This window comes from Peterkaempfera podocarpi (assembly GCF_042466665.1).
In the GTDB taxonomy this organism is placed as follows: Bacteria; Actinomycetota; Actinomycetes; order Streptomycetales; family Streptomycetaceae; genus Peterkaempfera; species Peterkaempfera podocarpi.
Genome location: NZ_CP162102.1, coordinates 2,858,359 through 2,880,965, shown reverse-complemented (window position 1 = coordinate 2,880,965; position 22,607 = coordinate 2,858,359). Strand labels below are relative to the sequence as shown.

Annotated in this window: 17 protein-coding genes and 1 pseudogene; 13 read left to right on the top strand and 5 right to left on the bottom strand. The window is 72.6% G+C overall.

The window, feature by feature from the left end:
- The first annotated feature begins 3 nt into the window (after positions 1 to 3).
- From AB0761_RS12605 to AB0761_RS12590, 4 genes are all read left to right on the top strand, one after another.
- The gene (locus tag AB0761_RS12605; protein WP_377269076.1) at positions 4 to 2,079 is read left to right on the top strand and encodes a hypothetical protein; all 2,076 of its coding nucleotides are present in this window, start codon (positions 4 to 6) and stop codon (positions 2,077 to 2,079) included.
- Positions 2,073 to 3,122 (top strand): Ig-like domain-containing protein, encoded by a 1,050-nt coding sequence (locus tag AB0761_RS12600; protein ID WP_377269075.1) that lies wholly within the window; start codon positions 2,073 to 2,075, stop codon positions 3,120 to 3,122. Before AB0761_RS12605 ends, AB0761_RS12600 begins: the two co-directional genes overlap by 7 nt.
- 109 nt (positions 3,123 to 3,231) lie before the next feature.
- The gene (locus tag AB0761_RS12595) at positions 3,232 to 4,182 is read left to right on the top strand and encodes an RNA polymerase sigma-70 factor (RefSeq protein WP_377269074.1); all 951 of its coding nucleotides are present in this window, start codon (positions 3,232 to 3,234) and stop codon (positions 4,180 to 4,182) included.
- A 44-nt stretch (positions 4,183 to 4,226) separates the two neighbouring features.
- A complete protein-coding gene (locus AB0761_RS12590) occupies positions 4,227 to 5,003 on the top strand; it encodes an SDR family oxidoreductase (protein ID WP_377269073.1) in 777 nt (258 codons plus the stop codon).
- 37 nt (positions 5,004 to 5,040) lie between these two features.
- On the opposite strand, the gene dapA is transcribed toward AB0761_RS12590, so the two are convergent.
- Together dapA and AB0761_RS12580 are read right to left on the bottom strand one after the other, a co-directional pair.
- Complete coding sequence (dapA, locus tag AB0761_RS12585) at positions 5,041 to 6,033, bottom strand: 4-hydroxy-tetrahydrodipicolinate synthase (protein ID WP_377269072.1); 993 nt, start codon at positions 6,031 to 6,033, stop codon at positions 5,041 to 5,043.
- A gap of 201 nt (positions 6,034 to 6,234) precedes the next feature.
- The gene (locus AB0761_RS12580) at positions 6,235 to 7,776 is read right to left on the bottom strand and encodes an MFS transporter (protein WP_377269071.1); all 1,542 of its coding nucleotides are present in this window, start codon (positions 7,774 to 7,776) and stop codon (positions 6,235 to 6,237) included.
- Between the two features lie 127 nt (positions 7,777 to 7,903).
- Here AB0761_RS12580 and AB0761_RS12575 point away from each other — a divergent pair, with 127 nt between their 5' ends.
- The 3 genes from AB0761_RS12575 (at position 7,904) to AB0761_RS12565 (ending at position 10,071) form a co-directional block, all read left to right on the top strand.
- Positions 7,904 to 8,569 (top strand): TetR/AcrR family transcriptional regulator, encoded by a 666-nt coding sequence (locus tag AB0761_RS12575; RefSeq protein WP_377269070.1) that lies wholly within the window; start codon positions 7,904 to 7,906, stop codon positions 8,567 to 8,569.
- Between the two features lie 9 nt (positions 8,570 to 8,578).
- Complete coding sequence (locus tag AB0761_RS12570) at positions 8,579 to 9,265, top strand: ribonuclease HII (RefSeq protein ID WP_377269069.1); 687 nt, start codon at positions 8,579 to 8,581, stop codon at positions 9,263 to 9,265.
- A 383-nt stretch (positions 9,266 to 9,648) separates the two neighbouring features.
- Positions 9,649 to 10,071 carry a hypothetical protein gene (locus AB0761_RS12565; protein WP_377269068.1) on the top strand — a complete coding sequence of 141 codons (423 nt, stop codon included), beginning with the start codon at positions 9,649 to 9,651 and terminating at the stop codon, positions 10,069 to 10,071.
- Positions 10,072 to 10,444: 373 nt separating this feature from the next.
- Here the strand turns inward: AB0761_RS12565 and AB0761_RS12560 are convergent, their stop codons facing one another.
- Together AB0761_RS12560 and AB0761_RS12555 are read right to left on the bottom strand one after the other, a co-directional pair.
- On the bottom strand, positions 10,445 to 11,014 hold the full coding sequence (locus AB0761_RS12560) for a hypothetical protein (RefSeq protein ID WP_377274048.1): 570 nt from the start codon (positions 11,012 to 11,014) through the stop codon (positions 10,445 to 10,447).
- 260 nt (positions 11,015 to 11,274) lie between these two features.
- Entirely contained in the window at positions 11,275 to 13,593 is a 2,319-nt protein-coding gene (locus AB0761_RS12555) for a DEAD/DEAH box helicase (protein WP_377269067.1), read from the bottom strand.
- Positions 13,594 to 13,787: 194 nt separating this feature from the next.
- Here AB0761_RS12555 and AB0761_RS12550 point away from each other — a divergent pair, with 194 nt between their 5' ends.
- Positions 13,788 to 14,984, top strand: coding sequence for a DUF4192 domain-containing protein (locus AB0761_RS12550; protein WP_377269066.1), 1,197 nt, complete (start codon positions 13,788 to 13,790; stop codon positions 14,982 to 14,984).
- 53 nt (positions 14,985 to 15,037) lie between these two features.
- On the opposite strand, the gene AB0761_RS12545 is transcribed toward AB0761_RS12550, so the two are convergent.
- On the bottom strand, positions 15,038 to 16,348 hold the full coding sequence (locus AB0761_RS12545; RefSeq protein ID WP_377269064.1) for an alpha/beta fold hydrolase: 1,311 nt from the start codon (positions 16,346 to 16,348) through the stop codon (positions 15,038 to 15,040).
- A 175-nt stretch (positions 16,349 to 16,523) separates the two neighbouring features.
- Between AB0761_RS12545 and AB0761_RS12540 the strand changes: the two are divergent.
- The 5 genes and pseudogenes from AB0761_RS12540 to AB0761_RS12520 all read left to right on the top strand — a co-directional run bounded on the left by AB0761_RS12540 (position 16,524) and on the right by AB0761_RS12520 (position 22,488).
- Positions 16,524 to 17,272 (top strand): annotated as a pseudogene (locus AB0761_RS12540) (NUDIX domain-containing protein).
- Positions 17,273 to 17,516: 244 nt separating this feature from the next.
- The gene (locus tag AB0761_RS12535; protein WP_377269063.1) at positions 17,517 to 18,626 is read left to right on the top strand and encodes an ATP-binding cassette domain-containing protein; all 1,110 of its coding nucleotides are present in this window, start codon (positions 17,517 to 17,519) and stop codon (positions 18,624 to 18,626) included.
- A gap of 3 nt (positions 18,627 to 18,629) precedes the next feature.
- On the top strand, positions 18,630 to 19,373 hold the full coding sequence (locus tag AB0761_RS12530) for a hypothetical protein (protein WP_377269062.1): 744 nt from the start codon (positions 18,630 to 18,632) through the stop codon (positions 19,371 to 19,373).
- An 88-nt stretch (positions 19,374 to 19,461) separates the two neighbouring features.
- Positions 19,462 to 20,397 (top strand): FadR/GntR family transcriptional regulator, encoded by a 936-nt coding sequence (locus tag AB0761_RS12525; protein ID WP_377269061.1) that lies wholly within the window; start codon positions 19,462 to 19,464, stop codon positions 20,395 to 20,397.
- A gap of 219 nt (positions 20,398 to 20,616) precedes the next feature.
- Complete coding sequence (locus tag AB0761_RS12520; RefSeq protein WP_377269060.1) at positions 20,617 to 22,488, top strand: SpoIIE family protein phosphatase; 1,872 nt, start codon at positions 20,617 to 20,619, stop codon at positions 22,486 to 22,488.
- Positions 22,489 to 22,607: the final 119 nt, after the last annotated feature.

Below are 22,607 nucleotides of genomic sequence, written 5' to 3'. Positions count from 1 at the left end.
CGCGTGGGACGTACCAAGAGGCTTGCTGTCGTGCTGACGGCCGCACTGGCGATGCTGAGCAGTGTGCTGGGGGTGGAACGGGCGGCGGCGGCCGACACCGCGGTGCTGGGCAGCACTACGGTCGGTCCCCAGGAGGACAGCGGGGACGCCGGCTTCATGAACGCCTCGCGCTATGTCACCGGTGCCGCGAGCGGCACCGTGACCAGCCTGAGCGTCTATGTCGGCGCGGTCAGCCCGGCCCCGCGCAACCAGTACCAGGTGGCGGTGTACAGCGACAACGCCAACGCTCCGGGGACGCTCATCGCCAGCAGCGCGACCGCCAACCTCACCGCCGACAGCTGGAACACCGTGGCGGTCTCCGCGAAGCTGCAGGCCAACACCGCCTACTGGCTGGCCTACAACACCAACGCCGCGACCGCGTCGACCAACAACCTCACGTACGCAAACGGCGGCCGCAGCGCCTACGCCTCCGGCGGGACCGCCTTCGGATCGTGGCCGAGCAGCTTCGGCAACGCCTCGTACCAGTCGGTGTCCTTCTCCATGTACGCCACCTACACCGTGGACACCACGCCACCCACCGACCCGGGACCGGGCTCCGGCAGCGGCGGCCCCGTGCTGGTCATCGCAAACTCGGCCAACGCCTACTCGCGCTACTACGCGGAGATCCTCACCGCCGAGGGCGTCCCGTACTTCAAGGTCCTGGACATCTCCCAGGTGACCGCCACCACCCTGGCCGGGTACGACGTCGCCATCCTCGGTGAGATGGCGCTGACCTCCGCCCAGACCACCATGCTCAGCGACTGGACCACCGGCGGCGGCAGGCTGATCGCGATGCGCCCGGACAAGAAGCTGGCACCGCTGCTGGGTCTGACCGACGCGGGCGCGGTGCGCTCCGACGCCTATCTGCGGATCGACACCACCTCCGGACCGGGCGTCGGGATCACCGGCGACACCATGCAGTACCACGGCACCGCCGACCGCTACACCCTCAACGGCGCCACCGCGGTCGCCAACCTCTACAGCGACGCCGCGACCGCCACCGACAACCCGGCGGTCACCCTCCGGTCGGTGGGCTCGGCCGGCGGACAGGCCGCGGCCTTCACCTACGATCTGGCCAAGTCGGTGGTGCAGACCCGGCAGGGCAACATCGCCTGGGCCGGACAGCAGCGCGACTCCACGGACGGCTACGAGGCCAGCGAGATGTTCTACGGGACGGGCGGCGACCCGGACTGGAACAACCTCGACAAGGCCGCCATCCCGATCGCCGACGAGCAGCAGCGGCTGCTGGTCAACCTGATCACCCAGCTGGACCGCTCCCGCAAGCCGCTGCCGCGCTTCTGGTACTTCCCGCGCGACGCCAAGGCCGTGGTGGTGATGACCGGTGACGACCACGGCATCGGCGGTACCGCCGGCCGCTGGGACGGCTACATCGCGCAGAGCCCGCCGGGCTGCGACGTGGCCGCCTGGGAGTGCATCCGCGGGTCGTCCTACCTCTACACCGACGGCCCCATGACCGCCGCGCAGGCCAAGTCCTACACCGACCAGGGCTTCGAGGTGGGTGTGCACATCACCACCAACTGCCGGCCCTGGGGCAGCGAGGGCCTGGCGAGCGTCTACCAGAGCCAGCTGGACCCCTGGAAGGCCAAGTACTCCACCATCCCCACCCCGTCCAGCAGCCGCACCCACTGCGTGGAGTGGGACGACTGGGCGACCCAGCCCAAGGTGAAGAACGCCGACGGGATCCGTCTGGACACCGACTACTACTACTATCCGGCGTCCTTCACTCAGAACCGTCCCGGCTTCTTCAACGGCACCGGCGAGATCATGCGCTTCGCCGACCAGGACGGCAGTGTCATCGACACCTACCAGGCCACCACGCAGATGACCGACGAGTCGGGCCAGACCTACCCGTTCACCATCGACACGCTGCTGCTGACAACGCCTACGGCTCCAAGGGCTACTACGCCGCCCTCACCGCCAACATCCACACCGACTACGCGGCCTCCGCCGCCTCCGACGCCATCATCGCGTCGGCCAAGGCGCACGGCGTACCGGTGGTCTCCGGCCGTCAGATGCTGACCTGGCTGGACACCCGCAACAGCTCCACGTTCACCAACCTCGCCTGGCAGAGCAACAAGCTGAACTTCGACGTCACCGGCGGTGCCAACGGGCTGCGCGGCATGGTGCCGGTCTCGTCCACCGGCGGCAGCCTCGCGGGCATCAGCTTCGGGGGGAGCAGCATCCCCTACCGGATCGACACCATCAAGGGCGTCCAGTACGCGTTCTTCGACGCCAAGGTCGGCTCGTACACCGCGACCTACGGCCAGGACACCACCCCGCCGCAGGTCACCAGCAGCTCCCCGGCCGACGGAGCCCAGGGCGTCGCCCTCACCACCACGGTCAGGGCGGGCTTCAGCGAGCCGGTGAACGCCGCCACCGTCACCGGTGCCGATGTCACGCTGAAGAACGCCGCCGGCACCACCGTCCCCGCCACGGTCACCCTGGACACCACGGCCAATGCCGCCGTGCTGACACCCAGCCAGCAGCTCGCGGCCAACACCGCCTACACACTGACCGTGCAGCAGATCAAGGACACCGCGGGCAACACCATGGCGGCCCCGTACCAGGCCACCTTCACCACCGGCGGCGTACCCCTGCAGACCCTGGGCAACAACCAGGCGGGCAGCCAGCAGGACGACGGCAACGCCAACCACATGAACGGCAGCAAGGTGACCACCGGGGCGTCGGCGGTGACGCTCAAGTCCATGTCGGTCTTTGTCGGCAGTGTCAGCGCCGATCCCAAGAACAAGTACCAGCTGGCCGTCTACACCGACAGCGCGGGCTCGCCCGGCGCCCTGGTCGCCTCGACCATCACCGGCACCCTCACCGCCAACTCCTGGAACACCCTGCCGATCACCGCCACGCTGAGCGCCGGCACCAGCTACTGGCTGATGTACAACACCAACGGCAGTGACTCGCTCTCCAACAACATGCGCTACAGCGCGGGCAGTGCGGGGCAGGGCGCCTACAGTGCCGGGGGTGTGGTCTTCGGCAGCTGGCCGTCCTCCTTCGGCACATCCGTGAAGGACCCGGTGGCCTACTCCCTGTACGCCTCCTACTGACGCCGGGCACCGCCCCGGGGCACCCGCCCCGGGGCACCGGCCTCTTCTGCCGTCCCCCTGCCGGCCGATCCCTGCCCCGGTCGGGCGGGGCTGCTGGGAGACTGGCGGAATGGTCGGTACCGAGGGCTCTGCGGCACAGTTCCAGGCGCACCGTGCGCGGCTCCTCGCGCTGGCCTACCGGCTGCTGGGCTCGGCCGCGGAGGCGGAGGACGCGGTGCAGGAGGCGTTCCTGCGCTGGGATGCGGCGGACCGCACGCTGATCGCAGCGCCCTCGGCCTGGCTGGCCAAGGTGGTCACCAACCTCTGCCTCAATCTGCTCACCTCCGCCAGGGCGCGGCGGGAGCGTTATATCGGGCCCTGGCTCCCCGAACCGGTACTCACCGGCGCGGGCAGCGGGCTGATGGCGCCGCCGCCCGCCCCGGGGCCGGAGGAGCACGCCGAGCAGCGGGAGTCGGTGTCACTGGCCGTGCTGATGATGCTGGAGCGGCTCTCCCCGGCGGAACGGGCCGTCTTTGTGCTGCGTGAGGCCTTCGGCTACGGGCATCGCGAGATCGCCGGGGTCCTGGACGTCTCCGAGGCGGCGTCCCGGCAGCTGCACCGCCGGGCCCGGCAGCGGATGGAGCAGCCGGTGCGGCGCTTCGAGACCTCCGAGGTCCGGCGCCGGGAACTGCTGGAGCGCTTCCTGGAGGCCGCCGCCCAGGGCGATCTGCCCGGGCTGGAGGCGCTGCTCACCGAGGATGTGACGGCCTGGACGGACGGCGGCGGACGGGTCACCGCGGCGCGGCGCCCGGTGCTGGGCCGCGACCGGGTGGCACGCTTCGTCCTCGGTGTCGTCGGCCGGGCGGGGACCGTTGCCGATGTGGTCCTCGCAGAGGTCAACGGGGAACCGGGGCTGCTCTGGTGGGATGCCGGAACGCTGCGGGCGGTGGCCGCGCTGGAGATGTCCGGGGACGGGATCTCCGGGGTGCGCACCGTGGTCAACCCGGAGAAGCTGGAGTACGTGGCCCGCCAGTGGCGGGAGCTGTCACATTCCAGGGGGCTGTCCGGTTCTTCTCAGTGAGCGGGTGGTGCTTGCCGCCTGCGGACACCGAGAAGGAGCGCGGTATGAGTGGAACGGTCCTGGTCACGGGGGGCACCGGCACACTGGGCCGGATCGTGGTCCGGCGGTCGGCGGCAGAGGGCGGCGAGGTACGGCTGCTGAGCCGCAGCCCCGCTCCCTCGGCGGTGCCGGAGGGGGTGCGGTGGTGCACCGGGGACCTGGCCTCGGGAGAGGGGCTGGACGCGGCGATGCAGGGGGTCTCCGTCGTGGTGCACTGCGCCACCGACTCGCGGCACCCCGCATCGGATGTGGCGGCGGCGAAGCAGCTCATCGAGGCCGCCCGGCGGGTCGGCGGGGTGCATCTGGTCTATATCTCCATTGTCGGCGTCGACCGGCTGCCGCTGGGTTACTACCGGGTCAAGCACCAGGTGGAGGAGCTGATCGAGGGGTCGGGCCTGCCGTGGACGGTGCTGCGGACCACGCAGTTCCACGACCTGCCGGCGCAGGTGTTCCGGGCGCTCTCCAAGGTGCCGCTGGTGATGCCGGTGCTGTCCGGCATCAGCGTTCAGCCGCTGGCGGCGGAGGAGGTCGCGGAGCGGCTGATCGGGCTTGCCGGCGGAGAGCCCGCTGGGCGAGTGGCTGACATGGGCGGCCCGCGGGTGATTTCGTTCGCTGAGATGGCGCAGGGCTATCTGCGGGCGGTGGGCAAGCGGCGTCTGCTGCTTCCCCTGCCGATGCTGGGGGCCTCGGCGCGCGGGTTTCGCCAGGGGCTCCATCTGACCCCGGAACGGGCGGTGGGCAGTGGCACCTGGGAGGAGTATCTGTCCGCCCTGAAGCCCTGAGGCTCTGAGGCTCTGAGGCTCTGGAGCCTGAGGGCCGTCAGCTCCGAGCCGTCGCAGTCGCCGCAGCCTCCGCTGCGGCTGGTGCGGGGCTGCTCGGTGCGGTTCTCGGTGCGGGCCCGCGTCCGGCCTCCCGGGAGCTCTCCAGTACTGCCTCCAGAGCGCTGACCAGGGTGTCGGTGAGCCGCTGGTCGGCATCGACCAGCGGGAGCCGGACCGGACCGGCGGGCAGCCCCTGGTGGCGGAGCAGGGCCTTCGCGGTGACGGTGCCGGGGGCGCCGCTGCCCATCATGGCCTCCACCAGGGGCAGCAGTCGCTGGTGGAGGTGGGCGGCCTCGGTGGGACGGCCTGCCGCGAGAGCGGCTGGCACGGCGGCCACGGCCAGGCCGGCGGCATTGCCGACCGTGCTCACCATTCCGGTGGCGCCGATCGCGGTCAGGGGCAGATTGAGCTCGTCGGCGCCCGAGTAGTAGAGCAGGTCGGTTGCGGCCAGGACTGCGGAGCTCTTGGTGAGGTCGCCGGCGGCGTCCTTGACGGCGGTGATCCGCGGATGGCCGGCGAGGCGCAGCAGGGTTTCGCGGGTGAGAGCGGTGCCGGTGCGGGCGGGGACGTCGTAGAGCATCACGGGAAGGGCGGTGGCGTCGGCGACCGTGGTGAGGTGGCGCCGGATGCCCTCCTGGGTGGGCAGGTTGTAGTACGGGGTGACGACCAGCAGGCCGTGTGCTCCGGCGCGTTCGGCGGCACGGGCGAGTTCGACGGTGTGGCGGGTGTCGTTGCTGCCCACGCCGGCGGTGACGGCGCAGCGGTCGCCCACGGCCTCCAGGACGGCGCGGAGCACCGTGCCCTTCTCGGCGTCGGTGGTGGTGGCTGATTCGCCGGTGGTGCCGCCCACCACCAGGCCGTCGCAGCCCTGGCGGTCGACCAGATGGGTGGCGAGCTGCTGGGCGCCGTCGGGGTCCAGTGCTCCGTCGTGGCGGAACGGGGTGACCATGGCCACTGCGGTTCGGCCGAAGGGCGGGAGGGAGGTGGGCATGGATCGAGCATTGCCCGCCCACCGTGGAAGGTCCAGCGATGTCTGGTGAGGGGGACTGTTAAGCGCTGCTTGCCTGTCGCAGAGGACAGGGCGCCGGGGCCTGTCCGGATGCCCGGACGCCTGGGTGCGCAGGCGTCCGGGTGTCCGGGTACGCGCGGCTGCGGCGAAGGGCGCGCCTCCACCGCGGCCGTGCGCCGAAGGTCAGGCCAGACCGCCGTGGACCGGCTCGGCGGAAAGCTCGGAAGCCTTGGGCTTGATCACAAAGACCGCCGTCACCAGGGCCACCACGGAGAGTACGGCGCCCACGATGAACGCCTGGGAGATGCCGTGCGCCAGCACCTCATTGCCCCAGCTGCCCGGCATCTGGCCGGTCTTGGCGAAGTCTGCCTTCTGGGCGTCTGTGGCATGGGCCATGAAGGAGGGCAGCTGCTTGCCGAACTCGTTCTTGGCCGCGGTGCCGAAGACCGTGGTGAGGATGGACAGGCCCAGCGAGCCGCCGATCTGCTGGGTGGCGTTCAGCAGTCCGGAGGCCGCCCCGGTCTCGTAGGGGGCGACTCCGGAGACCGAGATCAGCATCATCGGCACGAAGATGCAGCCCATACCGAAGCCGAAGATCACCGTGGGGCCGAGCACGCCCTCGGGGTAACCACTGGTGGCGCTGGTCTGGGTCAGCCACGTCAGACCGATGACGACCAGCAGCGAGCCGCCCGCCATGAACGGCTTGGGGCCGGTCTTGGGCTGGAAGGCGGAGGACAGCTGCGCCGCGAGGATGATCGCGGCGCTGATCGGCAGGAAGGCCACACCGGCCTTGAGCGGGCTGTAGCCCAGCGTCCGCTGCACAAAGAGCGTGACATAGAAGAAGATGCCGAACATCGCAGCGGCCATGCAGAGCATGATCACGTAGCTGCCGCTGCGGTTGCGGTTGGCGAACATGTGCAGGGGGGTGATGGGCTGCGCGGTGCGCCGCTCGGTGACCACGAAGAGCACCATCAGCACCACGGCCGCGCTGAACGAGACGATCGCGAGGGTGTCGCTCCAGCCGTCCGAGGCGACCCGGATGAAGCCGTAGACCAGTCCCACCAGGCCCAGCGTGGAGGTCAGCGCACCCACGACGTCGAAGCGGCCGGGGTGGCGCTCGGACTCATTGATGTACCGCGGGGCCGCCAGGGCGATCAGGACGGCGATCGGGACATTGACGAAGAGCACCCAGCGCCAGTTGAGGTACTGGGTCAGCAGACCGCCGGCGAGCAGGCCGATGGCGGCGCCGGAACCGGCGACAGCGGAGAAGACACCGAAGGCGCGGTTGCGCTCGGGGCCCTCCTTGAAGTTGGTCGCGATCAGCGCGAACGCCGTGGGCGAACAGATCGCCCCGCCGATGCCCTGGAGGGCGCGGGAGGCCAGCAGCATCCCGGAGTTCTGGGCGAGCCCGCCGAGCAGCGAGGCGAAGCCGAAGAGGAGCACACCCACGATGAAGACCCGGCGGCGGCCGAGGATGTCACCGGCGCGGCCGCCGAGCAGCAGCAGGCCGCCGAAGGTGAGGGTGTAGGCGTTGATGACCCAGGAGAGGTCGGTGGTGCTGAACTTCAGCGCGTCCTGGATGTGCGGCAGCGCGATGTTCACGATGGTGGCGTCGAGCACCACCATGAGCTGGGCGGCGGCGATGACCGCCAGGGCGATCCCCGGGCGCTGGCCTTTGCCCGCCTTGGTGGGTGGATGCTGCAGGACTGTGTCCGAGACAGCCACAATGTGCCCCCTGTTGATTGGCTGTGCCTGGCTTTGAAGGAACGGTACCGTTCACTAAAATCGACCCTAGCGGTGGGGGATTTGTGAACGCAACCGTTCCTTATGGAATGTGACGGAGGATCGGCGAATGACAGCGCCCTTGCCCGAGAACCCCCAGCCGCAGGCCGGCTGCTGCGCGACGTCCGCGGCCTCTCGGCGTCGCGGCAAGGATCTGGAGCACGCGATCTTCGAGGCGACTCTGGATCAGTTGACCTCCGGTGGGCTCGCGCGGTTGACGATGGAAGGCGTGGCGGGCGCCGCACGTACCGGCAAGGCCGCGCTGTACCGCCGCTGGACGTCCAAGCACGAACTGGTGCTGGACGCGCTGGAATCCAGCCTGCCACCCGCCACTGACATCCCCGACCGAGGGTCGGTCGCGGCGGAGTTCCACGAGCTCATGGACCGGATGACGGCCACCGTGCAGTCCCCCGGGGGTCGCGCCATCCGCGTCCTGATGGGGGAGATGGACCATGAGCACGCCGAGGTCATCGTCGAACTCTGTCTGAACCGGGTGATGGAGCCCGCCAAGCGGGCCGTGCTGCAGATCCTGCAGCGTGGTGAGGGGCGCGGCGACGTCCGCCCCGGCGCGGCGAACCCGCTGGTCGCCGATGTCGTCCCGGCGCTGCTGCTGTACCGCTCCAAAGTCCACGGCGGCGAGCTGCCCGCGGGCTTCGCCGACGAGGTGGTGGACCAGGTGCTGCTGCCGATGGTGCGCCCCGCCCCGGAGGGCGGCGGCCCGTCCCGACCGGCGTAGCCTGGGGAGGTGCCGTACGAACCGCCGACCCACAGCGTGGAGCGCTCGCTCCGCTACGCGGGTGCTGCCGTGGTGGCCGGTGTCGACGAAGTGGGCCGTGGGGCCTGGGCCGGACCGGTCACCGTCTGCGCCGCCGTCACGGGGCTGCGCCGCCCGCCCGCGGGCCTGACCGACTCCAAGCTGCTCACCCCCCGCCGCCGTACCGAGCTCAGCGCCGTGCTGGCCGACTGGGTCACCGCCCATGCGCTGGGTCACGCCTCCCCGCAGGAGTGCGACCAGCTGGGCATGACCGCCGCCCTGCGGCTGGCGGCCGTGCGTGCTCTGGAGGCGCTGCCGATCCGGCCCGACGCGGTGATCCTGGACGGCAAGCACGACTACCTGGGCGGGCCCTGGCGGGTGCGTACGGTGATCAAGGGCGACCAGAAGTGCGTGCCCGTGGCGGCCGCCTCGGTGCTGGCCAAGGTCCATCGGGACGGCCTGATGGCGGAGCTGGGGGAGGGGTACCCCGTCTACGCCTTCGCGGACAACGCGGGCTATCCGTCCCCGGTGCACCGGGCGGCACTGGCCGAGTTCGGCCCGAGCCCGCTGCACCGGCTGTCCTGGGCCTATCTGGACGACCTGCCGCAGTGGCGCCATATGAAGCGGGTGCGACTGCCGCAGCAGCCGGACGACATGCAGCTCGCCCTGGACATCTGACGCAGCGTCGGATAGCACGCGGGCTGCCGGGCCAAGGAGTCCGGAACCCGGACGGATGCCCCGTATCACCAGTCGCGGAGCGGTCAACCAGAGGGGCCCTGGTGCGCGTCGCACGAGCATTTGATAGACAACGCGGTATGCCTGTCTTCCCCGAGGAGCCGGAGATTCACGAGAGCATCCCGGGCCCCGGCGTTCCCTTCCCCCGCGAGTCGGACGCAGTAGCCCCCCGTACGCCCTCAGCGGCCAGCGCCGCCGAGGCGTCCCCCGCCAGCCCGGTACCGGCCCCCGCGCCGGTCCCCCGACCCGCCCCGCCCCGCCCCGCGCCTTCGCGCGGCGACCGGCCGGGCCCGCGCACCGCCCGGATACCCAAGCCGGGGCCGGCGGTGCGTCGTACTGCCGCGCCGTCGGCACCCCAGATCCAACTGGTGCAGGCCACCGCAGAGACTGCACTGGAGCGTGCGGACGAGGCCGTGGACCTGCTGCTGGAGTCCGGCCGTGCGCCGGGCGACGTGCTGGTGCTCACCACGGGCGAGGCACACCCCTGGCAGCAGCACGAGGTCTCGTTCGGCGAGGAGCGCTACTGGGCGCAGCTGGAGGAGGGCGGCGATGTGTTCTACGCCGACGCTCTGACGGCCCGCCCCGCCGGTCGTGATGTCGTGGTGCTGGCCGTCAACGGCACCACCGACCGGGCTGCGGCAGCCCTGGACAGCGCACTGGGCAGGGCCCGGACGCTGCTGGTGGTCTGCGGTGACACCACCGGGCTGCGTGCGCTGGTGGACGGCGTGCCGCAACCCGTACACGCCTGAGACCCGCCGCACGCGGGAGAGTGGACGCCCGGCCGCCGCTGCGGCCGGGCGCTTCGGCGTGCAGCCACGCGGCCGACCGCCATGGGTGCGCCCTGCACTCGGCGGCCGGGTGCTTCGGTGCGCGGTGTGCTTGCCGGTCCCGGTGCGTTCGGCGGACGGCGACCGGGGCCGGGCAGGCCCCGGTTTCGCCGGTGGGCCGGTGGAGGGCTGCGGCGGCCGGCGCGCGGGGCGGGGCTGTTCCAGGACCAGGCAGCCGGCGGCGACCGGGGTGACCGGCACCGTGGGCCAGGTCGGCCTGGCGGTCCAGGAGGCGGCGACTGTGGAGGCGAGCTGGGGCAGCACCAGGGCGACGGCGACCCGGCCCGGGACGGACTCAGCGGGCGGCGGTCCGCCGCAGCGGCTCGACCGGCCCCCGGGTCCAGTCGGACTCCCCGTCGGCGCTCGCCGGTGTGCTGCCGACGGGCGGTGCCCCGTACGCCCAGGAGCCCGCGTGCGGGCTGCGGCCGCTGCGGCCGTCACCGAGCACCTGCCAGCCCTGCGGGGTCAGGGTGAGGTAGGAGCCGCAGCGCAGCCCGTGCAGCCCGGCGGCATCGCGCAGTCCCCACATCCAGGCGCCGTCCTCCGGCGTCCATCCGGGATCACCGGCGCGGCTGACCAGGAGCACGGCGGTGCGTGAGGGGGTGGCGCGACGCAGGTCGTGGGGCACGACCCGACGCAGGTGGACGAGGATCGCGTTGCGGCGCTGCCATCCGTCGCTGCTGCTCGGCCGGGGCGTGAAGGACGCCGAGCCGACCAGCCGGTGCGACGGATCGAGGACGCCGATCACAGCCGTCCCCGGCGGGGGCAGATGCAGTCGGTGCAGATCGGCGACAAGGGACCGGGGGTCGCGCAGCAGCGGGATCTGTGCGGCGCCCCATGCCTCGAGATCCAGGGTGCGGTTCATGAGGGAGGGCGTGAGGCCACGGTCGGTTCCGTTGATCACGATCCTCCTTCCACGTGCTCTCGCCGTCTGCGGGCGCGTGCGCACGCCGAGAGCCGGGCCCGTGGGGCCGGTGTCGGGGGACGCTCGCCAATTGTCCCGTCCCACCGGTGCGAGCGGCAATGCCGAAACCGCGGCCGCCACCCGTTAGGCCACGATCTGCCGGATATATTCCACCGGGGATCCGGGTGCTATGCCCGGTGGGCAGATCTTTCTCGGCGTCGCTACGCCTGAACGGCCAGAGCCAGCGGCAGCACCCCCCGGGCCCCGGCGCGGCGCAGCATCCTGGCGACGACGGTGATCGTCCAGCCGGTGTCGACCAGATCGTCGACCAGCAGCACCGGACCCTCGCAGGAGGCCAGCGTGTCGGCCAGCCCCGGAGGCAGTACAAACGCGTCGTGCAGGGCCCGCAGCCGCTGGGCGCTGTTGCTGCGGGCTCCGCGCGGCGGACCCGAGAGGCCGTACTCGACCCGGCCCAGCAGCGGCAGCCGGCCGATCGCGGCGATTCGGGCGCCCAGGCTGTCCACCAGCTCAGGGCGGGTCGCCGAGGCCACGGTCACCACGCCCACCGGCCGCTGCACGGCCTCGCCGCTGCTGCCACCGGCCGGGGCCGCCCAGCCGCCGGGGCCGCGGGACCAGTCGGCCAGCACGGTCACCAGAGCGCCGACCACTTCTTCGGGAACCGGCCCGTCCGGCGCCCCGGGGGCCAGCATCGCCCGCAGCCGGGTGCCCCAGCCGATGTCGGAGAGCCGACCGAGCGCCCGGCCGGTGGCGGCCTGCTCCAAGGGGGCGATCCGGCCCTTGAGGCCGATCCCGACCGCCTCCATGCCGGTGGGCCACATCCGCCGCGGCTCCACCTCCACCCCTGGGCGCCCGAGTGCCGCACGGGCCGCCTCCAAGGCCTCCTGGGAGACCTCGCTGCGGTGCCTGGGGCCCGCGCAGCCGTCGCATCGGCCGCAGGGACGGGCCTCCTCGTCGTCGAGCCTTCGGCGCAGGAACTCCATCCGGCAGCCGTCGGCCGCCGCATACTCCCGCATCGCCTGCTGCTCGCTCTCCCGAGCGGCCGCAACCCGCGCATAGCGCTCTGCGTCGTACGTCCAGCTCTGGCCGGTGGCCGTCCAGCCGCCGCGGACCCGGCGCACCGCGCCGTCCACATCCAGCACCTTGAGCATCGTCTCCAGCCGGGTGCGCCGCAGGTCGACGCGGGCCTCCAGGGCGGCTGTGGACAGCGGCCGGTCGGCCTCGGCCAGGACCTCAAGGGTGCGCCGGACCTGCTCCTCCGCGGGGAATGCCAGCGAGGCGAAGTAACGCCAGATGGCCTCGTCCTCCCGGCCGGGCAGCAGCAGTGCCTCGGCGCGGTCCACGCCTCGGCCGGCCCGCCCGACCTGCTGGTAGTAGGCGATGGGCGAGTTCGGTGAGCCGAGGTGCACCACAAAGCCCAGGTCCGGCTTGTCGAAGCCCATGCCGAGCGCCGAGGTGGCGACCAGTGCCTTGACCCGGTTCTCCAGCAGATCGGCCTCGGCGGCTCGTCGCTCGGCGTCCTCGGTGCGGCCGGAGTAGGAGGCCACCGTGTGGCCGCGCTGCCGCAGGAAGGCGGTGACCTCCTCGGCAGCGGCCACGGTGAGGGTGTAGACGATGCCAGAGCCGGGGAGCTCCTCCAGGTGGTCCGCCAGCCAGGCCAGCCGGTGCGCCGGATCGGGCAGCTGGAGCACCCCCAGGGTGAGGCTCTCCCGCTCCAGCGGACCGCGCAGCACCAGGGCGCCTTCGGCCGGCCCGCCGGCTGCGGTGCCGCCCGTGCCGGTGCCCAGCTGCTCGGCCACGTCGCCGGTGACCCGGGCGTTGGCCGTGGCGGTGGTGGCCAGCACCGGCACGCCCGGGGTCAGCTCGGCGAGCATGGTGCGCAGCCGGCGGTAGTCGGGGCGGAAGTCATGGCCCCAGTCGGAGATGCAGTGTGCCTCGTCCACCACCAGCAGCCCGGTGGAGGCGGCAAGTTTGGGCAGTACCTGGTCGCGGAAGTCGGGGTTGTTCAGCCGCTCCGGGCTGACCAGCAGCACATCGACCTCGCCGGCTGCCACCTCGGCCTGGACCGCGTCCCACTCGTCGATGTTCGCGGAGTTGATGGTGCGGGCGCGGATGCCGGCCCGGGCCGCGGAGGAGATCTGATTGCGCATCAGGGCGAGTAGGGGGGAGACGATCACCGTGGGGCCCGCACCGCGCTCGCGCAGCAGTGCCGTCGCCACGAAGTACACCGCTGACTTCCCCCAGCCGGTGCGCTGGACCACCAAAGCCCGTCGGCGGTCCACCACCAGGGCCTCGATGGCCCGCCACTGGTCCTCGCGCAGCTGTGCCCGGTCGCCGGCCAGCAGGCCCAGCACCTCGTCGGCGCGGCGGCGGACGGCGGCGCGGTCGATCGTGGAGCCGCCGGCGAGGGACCGCCCGGCGAGGGACCGCCCGGCGTGGGTCCGATCGGCGTGGGTCTGGGCAGTAGGGGTCTGGGCAGCGTGGGTCCGGTCAGCGTCGGGGGGCGTCTGGTGCTGTTCCATGCGTCCATCCAACCTCGCCCCGCCGACATCCGGCCAATGCGCTGCGGAGACCCTGTGCAGAATCGATCCGGCCGGAGGGGTCGACCCAGTCGTCTCACCCTTGAGGGTGACCGAGTTATCCACATGTCGCGTGTCGTCCACAGGCACGGCGGCTGCTCCGCGGAACCGGCCCGGCCTCGCACACCATCCTCGGCATGAACGACGACCGCACCGCCCAGCCCGACGCCCGCCCCTCCGACCAGCCAACCGTCAAGATGCGCGACCCCGCGGACATGGCCGAGATGCTGCCGTACCTGCTCGGCTTCCACCCCGACGACAGCATCGTCGCACTGGGACTGCAGGGCCCCGACCTGCACCAGGGCGGCACCGTGCGGTTGGACATCCCCGATGAGCCGGACTGGGGGCGGGTCGCGGCCGAGACCGCCCGCCTGCTCGTCCGGCTGTCGGAACAGCGCGACACCAGGCCCGCCGCAGTGGTTCTCTATCTGTGCCGCGATCCCGGTCCCGGACAGACCGGCCGTGCGGTCGCCGACCGGCTGCGCCCGCTGGCGGAGCGGCTCGCGGCCGAGTTTCGCGCCCGGCGGCTGGACGTCAGGGAGTCGCTGTGCGTCTCGGACGGGCACTGGTGGTCCTACGCCTGCGACCGGCCCGAGTGCTGCGACCCGGCGGGGACGCCCGTGCGCAGCGCCGGGGACGCCGGCCCGGTCGCCGCAGCAGCGACCTATGCCGGCCTCGCGGTGCGCGGCAGCCGCAAGGAGATCAGCGCCACCATGGAGGTGGTCGGTCCGCCAGTGGCCGAGGCCCAGCGGGAGGCCTTCGAGAGGGTCCTCGCCGGGCTGGCCCGCCGACTGACCCGACCGGATGCCGCCGAGCGGATCCTGGAGCGCACCGGAGCGCTGCTGGACGACGCCATGGAGCGCTTCCGGGCGGGAGCCGACCAGTTGGCCGACGAGCACGCCGCGCGGCTGGTACTGGGCCTCCAGGACAAGCGGGCCCGGGACCGCGCCGCGGAGTTCGCCGAGCCCGGTGACCTGGCCGTGGCACAGCGGCTGTGGCGATTTCTCGCCCGGCGCTGCGTCCATCCTTTCGACGATCACGCCGCGGCCCCGCTGACCCTGCTGGCCTGGACGGCATGGCTGGCCGACGACACCCCGACCACCCGGGTGGCCCTTGCCAGGGCGCTGGACGCCGACCCGGACTACACCCTCGCCCGGTTGCTCTACGACTCACTCAACGGCGGGCTGGACCCCCGCCGTCTGCTGGAGACCGTGCGTGAGGAGCGCGCCAGGCGCCTGGCGGCCGACGGCGGCGCCGGGGTTCGGGTACGGCCGCGGTCCGCCAGGCGGCAGGGCAGGGCAGGCGGCGGCCGCCCGGCGGCAGGGGCCCGGTGATGCGGCTGATGCCGCGTGCGGCGATCCGGCCGAGCGGGAGACGGCCGGATCCCTCACACCTCGCCCCGCGCCATACGGATCAGCCTGTCCAGTACCTGGCCTCCGCTCACCCGCAGGCCGTCGTGCTCCCATTCGCTGGTCACCCAGGTACGCACGCCGCGCACCGCCTCAGCGGTGGCCAGCGAGTCCGCGGTGTCCACGTACATGTCCGCGTGATAGACGGCGGCCATCACCGGCACCTCGTTGACCGCCAGCCGCGCCGGGTCATAGAGGTCCGGCCACTCCTCGCGCTCGGCGAGCTGTTCCGCCGCCTCCTTCAGCGGCCGAAGCGCAGGGTCGGTGTCGAACATCCAGGGGTAGATCATCTCGCCGGTGAAGAGCACCGGGGCGTCCCCGTCCAGCGCCCGGCCCGCGTCGAACTCGGGGAACTCCGCCCGCACCCGCTGTGCGGCCCAGCGGGTGCCCGCCGGATCGACAGAGCCCTGCCCGTAGATCGACTCATGCAGCACCGCATACAGCGGGTTGCCCGCGAACGAGAGGTGCCCATGCACACCCGCCAGGAAGACGTCCGACAGCTCGGGGCCGGAGAGGCCGGTCACCCAGGCCTCCTCCAGCAGGTAGTGCAGGATGTGCGAGCCCGTGCCGGTGCCCAGCAGCATGCCCAGCGACTGGAACGCCTCCGCTGTCAGCAGCCCGCCGTCAGGCAGCCTGGCCGGGGCCGACCGCAGATGGTCGGCGATCCGCCGCACCGCCGCCACATCCTGCGGATACCGCCGGTAGTGCGCCCGGTTCTTCGCGGCGACCCGCGGATAGGCCGCCCGGTAGACCGACTCGGCGCTGCTCCGCAGTCCTGCCAGGCCTCCGGTGACCAGCGCCTCACGCAGTCCCTGCGGGGCGAGCGACAGATAGCTCAGCGTGCAGAATCCGCCGAAGCTCTGGCCCAGCAGACTCCATCTGCCCTCCTCGCCCAGCAGCCGGCGGCGAAGGATCTCCGCGTCGCGGACGATGGAGTCCGCGCGGAAGTGCGCCAGATAGCGGGCCTGCTCCTGGGCGTTGCCCCGCAGCGGCAGCGTCTGTCGGTTGGCCGGGGTGGAGCGTCCGGTCCCACGCTGGTCGAGCAGCAGCACCCGGTAGTCGTCCAGGGCGCGCACCAGCCAGCCGTCCCGCCCCAGCGGGCGGCCCGCCTTGCCGCCGGGCCCGCCCTGCAGAAAGAGCAGCCACGGCAGGTCCTCGCGTTCCCGGCCGGCGGCCACCACCTCCCGGGCATAGACCTCGATCTGCTCACCGCCGGGGTCGCCGTGGTCCAGCGGCACCTGGACCAGATGGTCGGTCGAGACGACTCCGGGCTGCCGGATGACGGTCATGAGACTCCTCGGAACTGGCGTGGAGCGGTTGGGCCGGACAGCCTGGCCCACGGGGAACGCACTGGTCAGGCTGCTGCTGGGAACCGTATCCCGTGGGGCTGCCCGAGGAGCCCGGCGGGAGGGGCAGGAGGTCCGTTCCGCTGTTTATCGTCAGGGAGACGACTAGGATCGGCGCATGTCGCGTTACGATCCGTCGGCCTTCCCCCCGTTCGCCGTCACGGTCGACCTTGTGGTGCTCACCGTGCGCGAGCACGCCCTGTGCGCACTCGTGGTCCGCCGAGGCGAGCCGCCGTTCCAGGGGTACTGGGCGCTGCCCGGCGGATTCGTCCGCCCGGACGAGGGGCTGGCCGAGGCGGCCGCCCGTGAGCTGGCCGAGGAGACCGGGCTGCGTGCCCACACCACTCCCGGGCAGAACTCGGTCGCCGCCGGAGCCCACCTGGAGCAGCTCGCCACCTATGGGCATCCCCAGCGCGACCCGAGGATGCGGGTGGTGAGCGTCGCCCACCTCGCCCTCGCCCCCGATCTGCCTGCCCCTCGCCCCGGCGGGGACGCCCGGAGCGCCCGCTGGGCGCTGGTCGGCGAACTGCGGGCCCCGGAGGGGAGGAGGGTGTGCCCCTGGCCTTCGACCATGCCGCGATCCTCGCCGACGGTGTGGAGCGCGCCCGCTCGAAGATTGAGTACTCGTCGTTGGCCACGGCCTTCTGTCCGGCCGAGTTCACCGTCGGCGAGCTGCGCCGGGTCTATGAGTCGGTGTGGGGCGTCGCACTGGATCCGCGGAACTTCCATCGCAAGGTCACCGGCACGCCGGGCTTCCTGGTTCCCTCCGGCGGTACGACGACCCGTCAGGGTGGTCGTCCGGCACAGCTTTTCAGAGCCGGGGGCGCCACCGTGCTCAACCCGCCCATGCTGCGACCCGAAGCGTAGGGAGGTTTCGAGCGACGGGCCCCGGGGTCGCCGTTCAGTCGACGGCAGAGGCGGGAAGCCGACCTGTGCCGACTTCATCTGTCGCCCGATCAGGTGACCCCCACTCACCGGTGACCACCTCGGCCCCGGCAATGCCCGGGATGGCGCGCACGCCGTTCTATCGTGCTGGCCGGGCCTACCGAGGCCGCCGCGGGCCGGCCCGGCGGAGCGGGGGCGGGCCCGGGTGCAGGATGTGGAGCCGCCGATGATCCAGGCCACCGGACTGACCAAGACCTACCGGCGCGGCAGAGCCCCCGCTCTGATCGACCTCACCTTCGAGGTCCGCCCCGGCCAGGTCACCGTGCTGCTGGGTCCTGGCGGCGCCGGCAAGTCCACCGCCGTACGGCTGCTGCTGGGGCTGGAGGACGGACGCGGCGCCGCCCTGTTCGGCGGCCGCCCGTACCGCAGCCTGCACCGCCCCGAGCAGCGGGTCGGCGTGGTGCTGCAGCACCGCCGCCCGGCCGGCCACCCCGGACGGCGGGCGCGCGGGCATCTCAGGATGCTTGCGGCGGTCGCCGGAGTCCCGGCCCGGCGGGCCGACCGGCTGCTGGAGCAGACCCGGCTGACGCCAGTGGCCCGCCACCGGTTGTGGATGCTCTCCCCGGCTGCGGAGCGCCGCCTCGCCCTGGCCGCCGCACTGCTCGGCGACCCGGAGACCCTGCTGCTGGACGCCCCGACCGCAGGCCTGTCCCCGCACGACGCCGAGTGGTTCCATGCCTTTCTGCGGGCCTTCGCGGCCTCGGGCGGCGCGGTCCTGGTCACCTGCAGCGATCCGGCCGAGGCCGCCGCACTCGGAGACCGGGTGATCACTCTGGACCGTGGTCGGACGGTGGCCGACCAGGCGGTGGGGGAGTTCGTCCGGGCCCGGCTGCGGCCCGAGGTCGCGGTTCGCGGCCCGCAGGCCGGACGCCTGGCCGACCTGCTGCGGGAGCGAGGGGCCAAGGTACGCAGGGAGGACGGCACCGGACTCGCGGTGAGCGGTCTCGCCCGTAGTGAGATCGGCGAGATCGCCTACCGCCACGGGATCCTGCTCCATGAACTCGCGGACCGGGTCACCGAGCACCCCGCGCCTCGTCTGCCCGCTCTGGCGAGCGACCCCACCGATCGCCCAGGGGCGGTCCTCCCGGCCGACCCCGAGGAGACCGTTGTGGTGCTCTCCCCGGGTGCTGCGATCGCGGCCACCGTGGTCGGTCCACTGCCCTCGGATCGCGGGCTCGCCCTGGTGCCGGGCCCGGTCTGCCCCGGCGATGCCGAGCCGATGCCCCGTCCCTCCCGGCCCGAGCCGTCGGGCGCCCTCACCTCCCGGAGCGAGTGACCCGTGCGCACCCTGGTCTACGAGGGGCGGCGGCTGGCCGGCCTCCGTTCCACCTGGCTCGTCCTGCCGGCCACCGTGGCGGCCGCAGCCGCACTCACCTTCCTGATGGCACGTCATCACCACGGGGCGACTCCGCTCTCCGCCGCACAGGCGGCCCACCGGCTCAGCGCGGTGCCGCCGTTCCTGCCGCTCCCGCTCGCCGCCTTTGGAGCCGGCGTGCTCGGCGCGCTCTCCTGCGGCCATGAGCTGAGGTATCCCGCTCTCGCGGCCTCACTGGTGCCCGTCCGGCGGCGGTTGCGGCTGTTCGGGGCGAAGCTGCTGGTCATCGGGGCCGTGGCGGCCGCGCTTGTGCTGGTGACCGTGCTGGTGGACGCCGCAGTGCTGGAGTTCGCCGCGCCCGGCGTCCACGGGCGGGCCGGGTTCGGCCGACTCGGCATCGAACCGGAACACGCCCTCGGGCTGGTGGCCGCACTGTGGCGGCCGCTGGCCATGTCCGTGGCCGCGGCCTGTGCCTGTGTACCGGCAGCGGGACTGCTGCGCAGCGCGGTGGGCGGAGCCTTGATGCTGCCGCCGCTGGCGCTGCTGCCTGTCGCCGTCGCGGCCCCGGTGGCCGGGCTGCTGCACCGAGGAGGAGCCTGGTCGGCGATGCCGGGTGCCGCAGCGGTGGGTCCCCTGGTGCTGGCGGGGGTCGCCGGGGTGTTCCTCGCGACCTGGATCGCCGTCCAACTTCCGCGTAGGGCAATGTGATCCGCGATTCATTGAGGCTTATGTCGGGAATATCCGATTGCGCCTGATAGAAAGTCAATTGTCGACTGATGAGCGATCACCCTTTCGTGTGCTTTTCACGAAAGCTCTCAAGTCATCGCTGAGCATCGCCGACAAAGGACCTGTGAGTACCCTTGCGCACCCCACCATGAACGCCAACCGCTCCAACGAACCGGGTGTCCCGGCAACCGGGGAGCTGGACCGCTATGCCCTGTCCGAGCGGCCGGTCACTCCAGGCCCCCGCTGGGAGGGAGCCGAGGGCGATCTCGCCAGAATCGGCCGCAAGACGACCAGCAGCCGCGGCCGCGGACTGCACGGACAGCTCGTCCAGCAGCTCGGTCAGATGATCGTCTCCGGTGACCTCGGCGCCGACCGGCCCCTGGTGCCCGAGGAGATCGGCCAACGCTTCGAGGTCTCCCGCACCGTGGTGCGGGAGTCGCTGCGGGTGCTGGAGGCCAAGGGCCTGGTCAGCGCCCGTCCCAATGTGGGCACCCGGGTCCGCCCGGTGAGCGACTGGAACCTGCTGGACCCCGACATCATCGAGTGGCGGGCCTTCGGCCCCCAGCGCGACGACCAGCGCCGAGAGCTCTTCGAACTGCGCTGGGCGATCGAGCCGCTGGCCGCACGGCTCGCCGCCGGTCACGGCCGCGACGACGTCCAGCAGCGCCTGGTCGACATGGCAGAGATCATGGGCCACTCCGCGGCCCAGGCCGACCCGGTGACCTTCGCCCGTGCCGACGCCGAGTTCCACGCCCTGGTCCTGCAGCTCGCCGGCAACCGGATGCTGGAGCACCTCTCCGGCATCGTCGCCTCCGCCCTCCAGGTCAGCGGCGGTCCCGCCACCGCCTGTGAACGCCCCTCCGAGCCCTCGGTCGTCCTTCACGTGAGGCTGCTGGACGCCCTCGGCACCGGCGACGGCACCGCTGCGGAGGCAGCGATGCGGTCACTGCTCACCGTCCACCCCGACATTGAGCACGTCCTGCCCGGCCCCCGCGACGAGCACTGAGCCCAGGTCCGCGGAACGCCCCCGCCGACGCCCCCCGAACCCGCCTCCCCGACCCGCCAAAGCCCCTGCCCGTGAGGGATCGCAGCCGGCTCCACCAGAAGGTGCCGGACGATTGATGACACCAGGGTGCGGATCGGGCACATACTGTGATGACGCGGGGGCGGGTCCCCTGGGCGCCCGGTCCGCCCGCCGCGCCCGCGCAGGCGCGGCGGGCGGACCATGACGAGGGGCGGTGACGACGGCACGATGGTCGGTGACACACTCCACAGCCGGGACGGCGACGGCCTGGGCACCGCTCTGGCGGCTGCCCTGCTGGACCACCCCGAGGCGGCCTTCGTCCTGCTGGACGACCACCTGCGGTACTCCAGGGTCAGCCGTGGCTATACCACGCTGATCGGCATGCCGGCGGAGGCACTGGTGGGACGCCGCCCCTCCCAGGTGCTCCCCGCCCCCCACGGGCGCCGAGCCGAGCAGGCGGCCCGCCGGGCGCTCGAGGGCCGCACTCCGGCAAGCGAGGCGGCCTTCCTTCCCGGGCCGGACGGGCACCGTCGGCTGCGCTTCACCTGGCGCCCCGTGCCGGGCGCCGACGGGCGGCCCTGTGCGGTGCTGTGCGTGGTGGTCGACATCACCGAGGAGCACCAGGCCAGGCAGTTGCTGCGGGAGGGGCAGTGGCGCACCGCCCGGCTGCAGGCGATGACCGACCAACTGGCCGGTGCGCTGGCGGCGGACGATGTCGCACGCACGGTGGACGCGCTGGGCCGCAGCATCGGCGCGGACCACACGGAGCTGCATCTGCTCGACGCCCGCCTGCAGCGCTTTCCCTGGCCGGACCTGCCCGCCGACGAGCCTGGCCAGACCCGGCGGATGGTGCCCGACGACTGGTCCGAGGCGCTGGCCGCGACCGTGAGGGACGGGCGGGCCCGCTACTTCCCCGCAGGGCTGCCCGAGCCCGAGGCCGGTCCGGCCGAGGCGGGAGGCGGCCCGGCTCGGCTGGGGCCGCCGCGTACCGCCCCGGACGGGCACGGCCCCTCCGCGGGGCCGTCGGCGACGGCTCCGGACCAGCCACCCGCTGTGCCGGGCCAGTCCAGGGAGTCCTCGACGGCCCCACGGGAGGTGAAGGCCGGGCGTGCGGGCATGCGCTCCTGGGCCGTGCTCCCCCTGGTCGCCTCCGGGGCCCCGCTCGGCGGCCTGCGGCTGCTGTTCGAGGGTGAGCACCGCTTCGACGCCGACGACCGGGCCTTCCTGGACGCCCTGGCCGGCCAGTGCGCGCTCGCCGTCGAGCGTTCCTGGCTCTACGAACGTGAGCGGCAGGCGGCCCTCAGCCTCCAGCGCAGCCTGCTGCCCCGGCGGCTGCCGGCGGTCCGCGGGGTCGAGGTCGGCTACCGCTATCTGCCGGGCGCCCCGGGCACCGAGGTCGGCGGCGACTGGTACGACTGCTTCCAACTGCCGGACGACCGGGTCGCGATGGTGGTCGGTGATGTGATCGGCAAGGGGCTGACCGCGGCCGCGGGCATGGGCCGGGTCCGCAGCGCGCTGCGGGCGCTGGCCTTCACCGACCCGGAACCGGCCGCGGTGCTCGCCGGACTCGACCGGCTCTTCACCGCCACCGAGGACGACGAGTCGCTCACCACGGTCATCTACGGGGTGCTCGACCCGGCCACCGGTGAGCTGGCCATCGGGGACGCCGGCCATCTGCCGGCCCTGGTGGTCTCCGCGGACGGCCGGGCCAGGCTGGTCGACGCGGGCCCCGCCGCCACCCCGCTGGGCATCGCGGAACCGCGTACCCAGCGGGTCGTGCGGCTGGATCCCGGGGACATCGTGGTCGGTTTCTCCGACGGCCTGGTGGAGACCCGGACCCGTGGCCTGCAGCAGGGACTGGACCTGCTGCTGGAGCTGGCAGGCGGCGGCACGGTCGGCGACGGCGGATTGCAGGCGCTGCTGGGTACCCTGGTGACCGGCATGCTGGCGGGCCAGGAGCGCAATGACGATGTCACTGTGCTCGGGGTGCGGATCGCGGCTGCCGAAGCGGGCCTCCACGGGTCGTCTTCGGCCAGTGTGACCCGCGCCACGAAGGGCATGCGTAACACTTGAGTCTGCACAGCGATGTCTACGGAGGCGGAAGCAGCTCCGGAACACGGGCGGCATGTCAGAATGCTGTGTTGCCCTGCGGTGGTGTTTCCGTCCCGCAAACCCAGCCGTGAAGCCCGAAC